This window comes from Bremerella sp. P1, assembly GCF_028748185.1.
Taxonomy (GTDB): domain Bacteria; phylum Planctomycetota; class Planctomycetia; order Pirellulales; family Pirellulaceae; genus Bremerella.
This window is the reverse complement of record NZ_CP118164.1, coordinates 4,597,382-4,609,509: the sequence shown is the minus strand read 5'-3', so window position 1 is coordinate 4,609,509 and position 12,128 is coordinate 4,597,382. Positions and strand designations below refer to the sequence as shown.

7 protein-coding genes are annotated in these 12,128 nt (G+C 54.9%); 6 read left to right on the top strand and 1 reads right to left on the bottom strand.

The window, feature by feature from the left end; genetic code table 11:
* Window positions 1–63 precede the first annotated feature (63 nt).
* The 6 genes from PSR63_RS19320 (at window position 64) to PSR63_RS19295 (ending at window position 6,937) form a co-directional block, all read left to right on the top strand.
* Entirely contained in the window at window positions 64–333 is a 270-nt protein-coding gene (locus tag PSR63_RS19320; RefSeq protein WP_274327319.1) for a hypothetical protein, read from the top strand.
* A 111-nt stretch (window positions 334–444) separates the two neighbouring features.
* Window positions 445–1,377, top strand: a complete 933-nt coding sequence (locus PSR63_RS19315; protein WP_274327318.1) for a DUF1559 domain-containing protein — start codon at window positions 445–447, stop codon at window positions 1,375–1,377.
* 171 nt (window positions 1,378–1,548) lie between these two features.
* Window positions 1,549–2,505 (top strand): outer membrane protein assembly factor BamB family protein, encoded by a 957-nt coding sequence (locus tag PSR63_RS19310; RefSeq protein ID WP_274327317.1) that lies wholly within the window; start codon window positions 1,549–1,551, stop codon window positions 2,503–2,505.
* Between the two features lie 279 nt (window positions 2,506–2,784).
* Window positions 2,785–3,366 (top strand): RNA polymerase sigma factor, encoded by a 582-nt coding sequence (locus PSR63_RS19305; RefSeq protein WP_274327316.1) that lies wholly within the window; start codon window positions 2,785–2,787, stop codon window positions 3,364–3,366.
* A gap of 26 nt (window positions 3,367–3,392) precedes the next feature.
* A complete protein-coding gene (locus tag PSR63_RS19300; RefSeq protein WP_274327315.1) occupies window positions 3,393–5,348 on the top strand; it encodes a serine/threonine-protein kinase in 1,956 nt (651 codons plus the stop codon).
* 143 nt (window positions 5,349–5,491) lie between these two features.
* Window positions 5,492–6,937: a DJ-1/PfpI family protein gene (locus tag PSR63_RS19295; protein ID WP_274327314.1), complete on the top strand. Its 1,446-nt coding sequence runs from the start codon at window positions 5,492–5,494 to the stop codon at window positions 6,935–6,937.
* A gap of 93 nt (window positions 6,938–7,030) precedes the next feature.
* Here the strand turns inward: PSR63_RS19295 and PSR63_RS19290 are convergent, their stop codons facing one another.
* Window positions 7,031–11,869 carry a PVC-type heme-binding CxxCH protein gene (locus tag PSR63_RS19290; RefSeq protein WP_274327313.1) on the bottom strand — a complete coding sequence of 1,613 codons (4,839 nt, stop codon included), beginning with the start codon at window positions 11,867–11,869 and terminating at the stop codon, window positions 7,031–7,033.
* Between the last annotated feature and the right edge of the window lie 259 nt (window positions 11,870–12,128).

Below are 12,128 nucleotides of genomic sequence, written 5' to 3'. Positions count from 1 at the left end.
TCGGGCAACCCAGTGGCTCCTGTGCAAGGAGTTGTCACACTCGACGGGAAGCCGGTCACAGACATGGTCGTCACCTTCACACCTGTGAAGGGAAAAACGGCTTCGGTGGGCGATGAAAACGAGCCCGGCAAGAGTGCAACCGGAAATACCGACTCCGAGGGCAAATTCACTTTGTCGACCTACGAGCGTAACGATGGCGCCTTAGTAGGTGAGCATATGGTGTCGGTGTTCGGCTCTGGCCCAGATCCAACGCCCCCGGGCAATCTACCTAAAGACTACACCTTGGAAGTTAAATCGGGATCGAATGATTTCGAGATCAAACTCACGAAGTAAATAACGCTTTCCACACGAGGCCTCAGTGAGAGAGACATCGTGCGAATACCTACAGCTATAATTCAGTCCTAATTTCTTCTTCTGTTTTCATATCTTCTTGGAGCAAAACTCATGAGCATCTCGATCGAGCGCAAGCGTGGCTTTACGCTTGTGGAATTGTTGGTGGTGATCGCCATCATCGGCGTTCTCATCGCTTTACTGTTGCCTGCGGTGCAGCAAGCCCGAGAGGCGGCCCGCCGCATGCAGTGCAGCAACAACCTGAAACAACTTGGTTTGGCTCTGCACAACTACCACGATACGTTCCTTAAGTTTCCGCCGGCAGCCATTAAAGAAAAGGTTCAGGACGGAAGCGGTAGCGCTCAGTCGACTGTCTGGAGTGCATTCATTCTCCCTCAGATTGAACAGGGCGCCCTCTACGACAAGATCAACGGTATGGGCTTTGGGATCGTCTGGGACGACGATGGTAACAACGAAGATATTCTTCGTGTTCGTTTGGATGCGTTCGAGTGCCCTTCGTCACCCGATACGGGGCAGGTGTTTGATGACGGTGGTATCACGGGTCGCCCGCGAGGCAGCTATGGTGTGGTCGTAACCGGGACCGTGGGCTATACCATTTCTAGCAACTCAACCAATAGTGAAAGCAAGCATCACATGGACGACGGTGGCGTTGGTCACTCTCGCCATAATGGTCCGTTCTATTACCAGAACATCTCGACCAATTTCCGTGACATTACCGACGGTTCTTCGAACACCCTTTTCGTTGGCGAACGTTATTCCGACAAGATCTCGAATCGAGCTCACATCTATGTTGGTACTTCCAACGGTCAAGACTCTCACTGCAAGTGGGGTGCATCGACGGGTATCCAGTTGAACACGCTCGATTCTGGCACCCAAGGGATGGCCGGCTTCCACAGTGCTCACCCAGGCGGCGCCCTATTCATGTTGGGTGACGGTGCGACTCGTTTCGTCAGCGAAAACATCGATCGCCTGATTTACGCCAGCATGGGTACTCGCAACGGCGGGGAAGTCGCTCAACTGCCGTAAACGCAAGGGCTCTCAATTTGACCACGAAAGAGGCGTTTTTCTGCGAGAAAGACGCCTCTTTTTCTTTGGACCCATGGAAGTTCTACTATGGCGGTCGGACTGCGTGTCTATACTCGAAACAGCACTTGTGCCCCCTCCCCTTCCCCCCTCGTGCCCATTAAGGAGAACTTCATGTTGCGAACGACGCTGCTTGTTACTCTGATTGCCATTGCTTTTTCTTTGTCCACGTCGATCCTGGAAGCAGGCCCGTTTCGCCTGGTGATGCAGGGCAACAATAAGCTGGCCATCGTTAACGAAGAGGGAGCGATCGAGTGGGAAATGCCCTGGGGCGGGATTCATGATATCCATGTCTTGGACAATGGCCATATCATGGTTCAACAGGGTGCCGCCCAAGTTGCTGAAATCGATCCCGATGCGAAGAAGGTCGTTTGGTCCTACGACTCGGCCAAGAGCAACGGCAACGAAGGGAAACGGATCGAAGTCCACGCGTTTCAGCCGTTGGCAAATGGCAACGTCATGATTGCCGAGTCAGGCGCCGGCCGAATCATTGAAGTCAATCGCGACGGCAAACTGGTCAAGAAAGTTCCCCTGAAGTTGGACAACCCGCATCCTCACTCCGATACGCGACTGGTCCGAAAGCTGGACAATGGCAACTATCTCGTCGCTCACGAAAACGATGGGCATATCCGCGAATACGACGGTGAATCGGGCAAAGTGATCTGGGACTATGAAGTCCCCATGTTCGATCAGGAGCCACGCGGCGGTCACGGTCCGGAAGCCTTCGGCAACAAAGCCTTCGCGGCCGTTCGTCTGGAAAACGGGAACACCTTGATCGCCACCGGCAACGGTCATAGCGTCATCGAAGTTACACCAAAGAAAGAAATCGTCTGGAAGATTGCTCAGAACGACCTGCCTGGGATCACGCTCGCCTGGGTCACCACCCTGGAAGTTCTGCCCAACGGTCACTATGTCATCGGCAACTGCCACGCAGGCCCCGACAACCCCCTGCTGGTCGAAGTCGATCCCAAGACAAAGAAGGTCGTTTGGCAATTCGACCAATTCAAAGTCTTCGGCAACTCGGCTCCCAACTCGCAGCTACTTAGCGTCGAGGGAGACGTGATTCGTTAACGGCGATCACCAATAGCTTGAATCTATCGCGGCTTGGACATCTTGCTCCGGCCGCTGACGATCATCGCCTGGGCATCTTCTTTAGCCCACCGGTTTACCATTCCGCGATCACCTTGGCTGTCGCGGAATTTCTTCTATAGACGCCTATCTTTCTCAGCGTGCGCAAGATCTCCGGTCTCTTCAAAAATTAAAGGCCGTCGGGGGGCAGGCCTTCAATAAGAAGTGTACGATAAAGGCGACATTCGATGATTCGCCCTGGCGTTATGTAGAATCCGCAAAATGGAAACCTCGGTCAGCTTTCTCGACTCGCTGCAACATACCTCCGACGAAGAGGCATGGGGGCGATTGGTGGGCATGTACTCGCCGCTGATTCGAGGTTGGCTCAAGCGGTACGGAGCCTCGCTGGATGACATCGAAGATATCACACAGGAAGTATTGACGGTTGTGTTCCGACGCTTCCCTGAGTTTCGACGCGAACCCCGGCCCGGTGCGTTTCGTGCGTGGCTGCGAACCATCGCCGCAAACTGCCTGAGAGATCATTGGCGCAAGAAGAACAAGCAGCCACCGGGGATTGGCGGAAGTGACTTTGGCCAGGTGGTTGCTGAACTTCAAGATCCCGAAAGTGGTTTGAGCGCCCAATGGAATCGAGAGCACGATCGCCACGTGATACAATACTTGCTGCAGGAGGTCCGTCCCGCGTTTACAGACAAAACGTGGTCTGCGTTCCAGCGATTCGCCCTGGACGGCCTCAGTGCCGACGACGTTAGCCAGGAACTCGGGATTTCTGTGAATGCCGTCTTCGTGGCCAAGTCGCGGGTACTTTCCCGCCTACGTCAACGCGGACTAGGGCTCATTGACTAAACACCAATACCATCGGCAATCGGCTCATGAACGAGACTAGCGCGACGCACCCCACGCGACACGAGCTCGAATCATTCTTTCATGGCACCCTTGCTGAGGCCGATCGCCAGCGGATTGAAGACCACGTGGGCCAGTGCGATACGTGCTGTGATGTCTTACGCACGATACCGCATGATCCGCTGGTGGAACGAATCCACGCTGCGACCAGCAGTATCGACGATGGCCTGACCCCGGTTGCCAGTACCACCCCGCTTTTCCAGGAGGAAGATGCCGGGACGATTCCCACCGCATTGCTCGACCATCCAAGGTACCGCATCATTCGGCAACTTGGCCAAGGGGGCATGGGTATTGTCTATCAGGCCGAGCACAAACTGATGGAGCGGCCGGTCGCACTGAAGGTAATCAGTTCGCGTCTGATGAAGAATGAACTGGCCGTCGAGCGTTTTCACCAGGAAGTAAAAGCGGCTGCCAAGTTATCCCATCGCAACATTGTGGCTGCTTACGATGCGGAACAAGCAGGCGACATGCACTTTCTGGTGATGGAATACATCGATGGCATCAGTCTTGATCAGCTGGTTGCCCGCCGAAAGCCGCTGCCGGTGTTGCATGCGTGTAACTACGTTTTGCAGGCTGCTCAAGGCTTGCAGCATGCCTTCGAGCGAGGCACGGTTCACCGAGACATCAAGCCGCATAACTTGATGCGGACCACGCGTGGAACGATCAAGATTCTCGATTTTGGATTGGCACGCTTCGCGACTCAGTCTGACCAATCTCCGGACGACCCGGGGCTGACGGCCGACTTTACCGCGCTTGGAACGCCAGACTACATGGCCCCCGAACAAGCACGTGATTCCAAGCGAGCCGACATTCGCGCAGACCTCTATAGCTTGGGCTGTACGCTCTATTTTCTGCTGGCCGGACAGCCTCCGTTTCCTGAGGGAACTGCATTTGAAAAAGTCCTTGGTCACTGCGAACGCCAACCGCAACCTCTGTCGGAACTTCGCGACGACATCCCGCCGGAAGTAATCGTCATTGTCGAAAAGCTAATGGCTAAGTCGCCGGATGATCGCTATCAGACCCCAGCGGAAGTTGTCGAGCAGCTCAAACCCTTTGGTCATCCAGACTCCCCCTACGCAAGCGAAGCCGCGTCGACTCAGCCAAGTATCCCGAACACGTTGCTCTCGGCCCCCAAAGTCGAGCAGAACAAAGAGAGTCAGACGCAGCGTCCGCAGTCTAAATCCCGACCGAAGGTCAGCCCCTTTTCCGCGTGGGTCCAAAAGAATCGGCTTTTGATCGGAGGCGGTGGTGCAATCCTCGGAGCCATCGTAGCTTTGCTGGTCCTGGGTGAATTTGGAAACGAGAACACGCCGACACCTACACCACCCAACCCGGATCCCATTACATCATCTGAAGGGAATGGTTCTCCGGTCCCCTCAACCTCTGAGGAGTGGATCAATCTTATCTCTCGGATCGATCTTCCAGCAAACGCCGTGGCAGGAAACTGGGAAGTGACGCCCGATGGACAATTGCACGCCGATGCAGCCGCCGGTGCCCGAATCATGTTGCCGTTCCTTCCGCCACGAGAGTATGACCTGGAAGTGCAATTTACGCGGAACAGCGGCGCGCAATCGATCGCGTTACACTTTCTCGCTGGTGAAGGAAACGCATCCTTCGATATCGACGGGTGGACCGAGAACCTCGGCGGCATTCAGAATATCGACGGCGAGAACATCCGCACCAATCCTACCCGCGTTGATAGCGTCGTCCTGGAAAATGGACGCCGTTACAGGGCAGAAGTCCGTGTTCGCCGCGATCAAGTCCAGGCATATCTCGACGGCCAGTTGCTGGCGACCTATGAAGGAGACGGCTCGAATCTGACACTTCTCGAGCTTTGGACTCTACCCGAAAAGTCTTTGGGGCTAGGGGCTTACGATAGCGACACGACCTTCCACCAGGTCCGTCTCCGGCCTGTTTCCAACTAAGAGCGCCCTGCCTTTTTGGGCGTCTTTCGTGTTTCTTTCATTTTTTTGCGTCCTGCGTGAAAGGTTTTCCGCCGGCTTGCCATTTATCCAGTAAGCCAGCGGAAACGCAACCATCATCACGGGAACAGACTTGGAGAAACACAATGTCACGATTCAACCTTTTCACTACCAGGAAGCCAGGTAAGAAGGCTTCTGCCCACCGCAAACATCGTCGATTGGGTCGCAACCTGCAGAGCCTGGAAGACCGTCGTATGATGGCCGGCGACGTTGCCACCGCCGAATTGATGCCGCTCGAGTCGGAGTATGTCGAAACATCGACAATCGACCCGGCCGCTCAGGAAAACTGGACAATCGACCCGATCGCTGATCTGGAAGCAACCAGTGGACAGACGCTTGAAACGATGTTGACCGTCAGCGGTGACGTAGAAACGGAAGCCCTTATTTTCTCGGCTTCTATTGTTTCGACCATCGAGCAGCAGCTGGATGCCCAGTATGACCTGGTCGAGTCCGACGACTATCACACCAATTGCCTTGGCAATAACGAACGCTGGATTCGCTCAGGCAACGGGGGCTGGTTCTACGTTATGCCATCAGGCGAGTTCTATCAGTGGCAAGGTTCCTTTGCCCATAGCACTCTGCTGGCGAACTTTGACTCAACCCATTACGACAATCCCGACCTGATCGCCGAGCCCGAAACGATTGACGCCAGCGTTCATGTCGATGGGGACGTTCTGGTGATCACCCCTGACGCCGACTACACCGGCAGCTTCCAGATCGAAATCGGTGCGACCGATGGGAACCATGCGACGAGCCAAACGGTGATGGTAGCCGTCGCCGAGTCGATCCCGGAAGAGACCGACACACCTGACGAAACGCCAACAGCCAACCAACCCCAACCAGTTTTGATGGTGATCGCCAATCAAGACTTCTACTACCAGGAATACGGCGACACGCGACAATCCCTCGAAGCACAGGGGCTAGAAGTTGTTGTGGCAGCAACCACGACGGAAGTAGCACGTCCGCATGCGAATTCCGGCCAGGGTGCCGACGGTGGATTTGTCACGCCTGACTTGGCTCTGACGGACGTTGAAGCGGAAGACTACTCCGCGATCGTCTTTGTCGGCGGCTGGGGAGCTTCCAGCTACCAATACGCATTCGAGGGAACCTACGACCACGGTGCCTACAACAGCACCGAGGCACTTAAGACCACGGTTAACGACCTGATCAACGACTTCGTCGAACAGGATAAGTACGTCGCTGCCATCTGCCATGGTGTTTCGGTGTTGGCCTATGCCGAAGTAGACGGCACGAGCCTATTGGAAGGCAAAACGGTCTCTGCATGGGCAGGCTCGGCTCCGAGTTCCGATCAGCAGATCTACACGACACGCCAGACCATTGAACTTAATGGTGGCACGATGGTCCAGTCCGGCTCGATCGGTGATCCAACGACTGTCGAAGATGACGTGATCGTCGATGGTCGCATCATCACGGCCGAAAACTATGACTCGGCGGCCATGTTCGGACGCGTGATCGGAGAATTAGTCAGCGAACCGGAATACGTCGATGCCATGTTCGCCGAGTGGGAATAGGAAGCGAGGGCAGCGTTGATCGCTGAGCCCTGTCAGACCGATGCGGAGGTAAGCAGCAAGACTTCGCATTGCCTGGCAGGGCTTTTTTCGTTGCTACTCAGCCTGACCATGATTGCCATGATTATGCAGATGCTTCAGATGCTCCGGCATCTCGTATCCGCCAGCTTCCAGGTAGGAATGAAGATCGTAGATCTCTTCCTTGGTCAGCGTGTTGAGCAGGCCGCCGGGCATCGGCGAGATCTTCGACGGAGCCATCTGCTCGACGTCATCCTTAGGAATGGTCGTCAAGCTGTTAGGCGTCAGAAGGTTGGTCGCCAGATGGTATGCCTGCTTGTCCTCTTTCACAATGACGCCGGTAATCACGCGGCCGCCGATGGTGAGGAACTGCACGTTTTGGAACTTCTCGTTGATCTGACTCGATGGATCAACCATCTGCTGTAAAAGGTCTTTACCCTTCAGCTTCTTAACCGACTCGGTCAGATCAGGACCCAGGTTGGTTCCATGACCGGCCACGACATGACATTGGTTACAGCGGGCTTTCACGAAAGCGGTCATCCCTCGAACGAGCGTCGCATCGTCTTTCTTCCGAGGATGGTCCGCAAAATCAGCGAAGTCCGTCATTTTCCATTCTTTGATCACCTGAGGAACGCTCGCATCCATAAGGGCCTGGGCACTGGCGTCATCTCGTGCGACGACCATCACGCCGTTCATGACCACCCAGTGACCTGGGAAGGTGCAAACGTAAGGATAGATGCCTTCCTCTTTGGGAGCATTGAATCGGAGCACAGCGATTTGCGCGGCCCGGGTTGGACCGATCATGGGAGTGTTCTCGATGATCAGATCCATCTTCTCTCGAGGGATGAAGTCTGAGTCGGCGTTGGTCGGATCCTTCGCCATCTCGTTCGCTGCCATACCCACCTCGGCTAGGGAGCCGGGCTGCACGATCACGAAGTTGTGGTCAGTCGCATCAGGGTTCGTAAAAACGATCTTCAGCGGCTGACCAGGCTTGACCATGAAGTGCTTGACGTCGAACAGCATTCGCTCTTCCAGACAGGCAATCTTCACTTCGCGAAGATCTTTCTGGGCGTCGAACTTGGCTTGGGCAACGGTTGGCTTCGGCTCTTTGATCTCGGTATCCTTCGCGGACTGCTTAAGGATACGAGCAATCCCGTACCGAGGATTACCTTCCCAGTGAGCCCGCATTGGCTTGGACATCAAGGCACACGTGATCGCGTAGGCCACGTGCCCTTCACGTGGATGCTTCAGGACATCCAACATCGCGGTAAACGCCGGCTTGCTTCCAATGTAAGTCGCGGCGACCGCGGCTTGCATGCGGACGATCCCATTCTCGTCGTTGGCTGCCGCCTTGAGACGCTGCTCCCACTGCGGTACATAGGGATACCAGTAGCGCAGCTGCTTGGTCGCGGCGGCTCGGGCATGATGATCGTCACATGCCAAGAGATCTTCAAGCACGCTAACCGCCACCGAAAGGTCTCCCTCAGGGGTTCCATCATCGGTCGGTACCATGCCGACCGCATCGATCCAGCGATAGGTCCAGATCGCTTCGATCTGATGATGGCGGAACTCGGAATCATTGGGATCGAGCTTCGTCACCCAGGTATCAAGCTGGCTTTTCACCTTCGCAGGGTCACGCTCGCCGAGTTCTCGCTTGGCCATGAAGCGTACGGCGTATTCAGGTCGTTTGAGAAGTTCGAGCAACTCCTCAATGGAAGCGTCTGCGATCTTGGGTGGATCTTGAAGGGGCATATCCTTGGCCGTAATTCGCCAGATACGACCGGAGTGGCGATCGCGACGTTCGTCACGCAAAGAATACTGCGCGTGTCCTTTGATAGGGTTGTACCAATCGCAAACGTAGAGTGCGCCACGAGGCCCCCATTGCAGGTCGACCGGAATGAAACTGAGGTTCCGCGAGAACAACAAATCGCCAACGTATTCCTCGGTGAAACCGAAGGGACCTTCTTTCCACTTCAAGATCTCGACACGATTGGTCGGCTTGTAGCGAACCTTGATAAAGCTGTCGTGCAGGTCATTCGGGAATGTCGACCAATCGACGATGTGGTGACCACAAACACCCGAGTAAGCTTGCAGTCCGTTCGGGCGATCGTTTTGCAGCGGATAAGGCGGATCAACCGCTTGATGGGCTTCGGCAAAAACCGGATGACTGGCCATGTGCTGGCCCCACTTGTCGAACGACACGCCCCAAGGGTTCGTACTGGGATACGATCCGAAACTGATCAAACGCTGCGTCTTCGGATCGAAGCGGAACCAGCCACTGTTCTGCTGCCGCACCGGGCCGTAGGGTGTCTCAACTTGCGAGTGATGAAAAATCGATTCGCGGAAGATCAAGTCACCATCCGGCGTCCAGGTAAAGTCGTGCAGCGAGTGATGCGAATCCTCGGTGCCAAAGCCGCGAAGGACGGTCTTGTGGACGTCTGCCTTGTCGTCCCCATCGGTATCTTTCAGGAAGGACAGGCACGGTTGCTCGGAAACGTAGACCCCACCATCGCCAAACTCGAAGGAAAGAGGAATGTGCAGGTTCTCAGCGAAAACAGTTGACTTGTCTGCCTTGCCGTCGCCGTCGGTGTCTTCCAGGATGACCAACTTATCGTTGGGCTCGTTACCTGGATAAACGTGAGGGTAGGTAGTCGAGCAACTGACCCACAGACGTCCCTTGGAATCCCACCGCATTTGGATCGGATTCACGATATCGGGAAATTCCTCTTCCCCAGCAAACAGATTGACCTCGAAACGAGGATCGACGTCAAACGCCTTCTTTTCGTCCTGCGCCGACATCCATTGGTTCGCACCGCGACTCTGCTTGGTCATCGGCAATGGTGGGACATTTGAGTCATCAACCTCCGCAGGCACTTGCTTCCCTTGAGCGAGAGCCCAGATGCGCTGATCGCGATTGGCAACCATCATGTCGAAGTTGCGCATCGCTGGCAGAAAGTCGAGGTAGCCGTAGTCCTTGTTGCGACCACCGGTGTAATAGAACGTGTTCAGCGGACGAAAGCGGCGGAAGAATTGGGTGTTCTTATTAACAATCGTGTTGAGCAGCGTCTTGCTGACTTCCGGTGGCTTCTCTTGGAATAGTTGCTCGAATAGTGCCGCGGAAAAGACCTGATCGCCTGCTTCGTTCAAGTGCACGCCGTTGATCGTCAGATCGGTACCTGGACTATCCATTTCGGCTGCCGTCGTCGGAAAGACATTCGCGAATGCCACGTTCTGCTCGGTGGCAACTTCACGCATGACATCGACATAAAGCTGAATGTTAGCGTTGTTCAGCGAGGCGGCAGGCACATTGTCGATGTTCTCGTTGGCGATCGGCGAAACCAAAACGATTCGTGCGGCAGTCTCGCCGTTGAATGACTTCGACTTGAGATCAGCCAGGTACTGCGACAGCTTTTGTCGGAACTCAGCCAAGCCAGCTGGTCCGGCAAAGGATTCATTGAAACCAAACGCCGCCAGGATGACATCCGCTTTCTCGTGAACCAGGTGCTGCTGCGTGTCGGCAAAGTTATCTGGCCGCGGTTGAACGTCGATGGCGTCGGCCGACCAAGCCAGGTGACGCACCTTCAATTGATGCTGCGGAAACTTCTTCTGCAACATCGCTTCGAAGTGGCCAAAATCTTGCGAACGCTCAAACAGTGTGTTCCCGATGAGAGCAACGCGATCTCCCTTCTCCAGTTTCAATGGAAGGGACGTAGGAACTGGTTCGGCGGTTTTGGGTCGGGGGGCCGTTTTCTCATAGATGGCGAACCCCGAGAAGTCTTCGTCGGTGAGCTTCCGTTGATTATCTAACTTGGTGTTTTTGGCATCTTTAACATTTTGCTTGCTGGCATCGCGTCCCTTATCACGACGCGGGGCCTTCATCGCTGTTTCTTTTTTTTTAACGTCCTGGGAATGATCCGGCAGGATCGGCGAATCCCATCCTTGAAGCTCCGCTGGCTTGACTTCCTTACGATGACCACCGAACCGGAACGTAACTGGTTGATAAGGGCCAACGAAATCAACGTTCAGGTCCGGCTTGATCTGTTGCTCCATGCCTGCTGCCCACAGGCAGCCGTTGACCATCATCCGGCGGAAGCCGTCGTTGAGTAGGTCTTCGGAAGCTCCATAGGTGGTCGTAAAGACACGTCCCGACTTGCCGCTTTTGGATTGGTAATCACGAACCCACACGCCCGGGCAAGGCTTCTTATCTTTGGCGGCCGGCGAATCTGGCTTCATGGTTTCCAGTGGCTGGGCCATCGCCAGGGTCGTGCTGTCTTCCATGGGTTCGGTCCAATAGCCACCAGCCTGAACCCAGGGATTCTTCACGCCACGCAGGACGGGATGATCCTTCTGATCGGGAACGATATCAAGCCGCGTGCTCATCACGTGGTTCTTGCCGTAGTGACCAGCCCACGTTTCTCCCAGAACCTGGCGACCAAATCCCAGAGGGTAGTCTTCCCCTTTGTAGTTGTAGCTGAAGCGAGCGAATTCCGAGTTGCCTGGAATCTTGAACGCATGAGTCGACGTTCGCATGCCAACCACAGGACCGCCTCGCTCCAGGTAATCGACGATCGGCTGCATCTGCTCTTTGGGAAAGTCCTGGAAACGCAGGAAGATGACCATCAGGTCAGCCGTTTCCAACGCCTCGGTCCCCGGCATGTAGCTGGAACCTGGCAAGATATCGCCTGACTTCTTGTCGATCGAGAACAGCACGGTGCATTTAAAGCCGTGATGCTTAGCGAGAATTCGAGCCAATGCGGGAAGCGATTCCTCCGAGCGGTACTCATGATCGCCGGCCAGGAAGACGATATGCTTCCCTTTGCCGATGCCCGAATCCCCTTCGTAAACGAGTGGATTGGCGTGAGAGAAAGTAACGCAAGAAATGACAAACGCAACTGCCAATAAAAGAGTGCGAATCATGCTGCAATCGAGGGGGTAATGAGTAGTTGGAAACAGAAGGCTAACGGTGGGAAAGCCGGCGTGAGTCGTTTTGTCAGCCGGGCTCAGGTTCATACTACCTGTGAAACGAGCATCCTGCCGAACTTTCTCGCGAAATTGTCAAATCAGCGGCATAACATCCCGTTAGAGGTCCGTTTTGCAACATGATTTTCGTATCTAAGCAACTTTTTGCTACTTGACCGAAATGCTCGCAGTAGAACCAGACTCAACCGGTGAATAG

Excerpts from the sequence above, each read along its gene's own strand:
- PSR63_RS19320 (WP_274327319.1), top strand. The coding sequence starts at position 64 with ATGGTCGTCACCTTCACACCTGTGAAGGGAAAAACGGCTTCGGTGGGC.
- PSR63_RS19315 (WP_274327318.1), top strand. The coding sequence starts at position 445 with ATGAGCATCTCGATCGAGCGCAAGCGTGGCTTTACGCTTGTGGAATTG.
- PSR63_RS19310 (WP_274327317.1), top strand. The coding sequence starts at position 1,549 with ATGTTGCGAACGACGCTGCTTGTTACTCTGATTGCCATTGCTTTTTCT.
- PSR63_RS19305 (WP_274327316.1), top strand. The coding sequence starts at position 2,785 with ATGGAAACCTCGGTCAGCTTTCTCGACTCGCTGCAACATACCTCCGAC.
- PSR63_RS19300 (WP_274327315.1), top strand. The coding sequence starts at position 3,393 with ATGAACGAGACTAGCGCGACGCACCCCACGCGACACGAGCTCGAATCA.
- PSR63_RS19295 (WP_274327314.1), top strand. The coding sequence starts at position 5,492 with ATGTCACGATTCAACCTTTTCACTACCAGGAAGCCAGGTAAGAAGGCT.
- PSR63_RS19290 (WP_274327313.1), bottom strand. The coding sequence starts at position 11,869 with ATGATTCGCACTCTTTTATTGGCAGTTGCGTTTGTCATTTCTTGCGTT.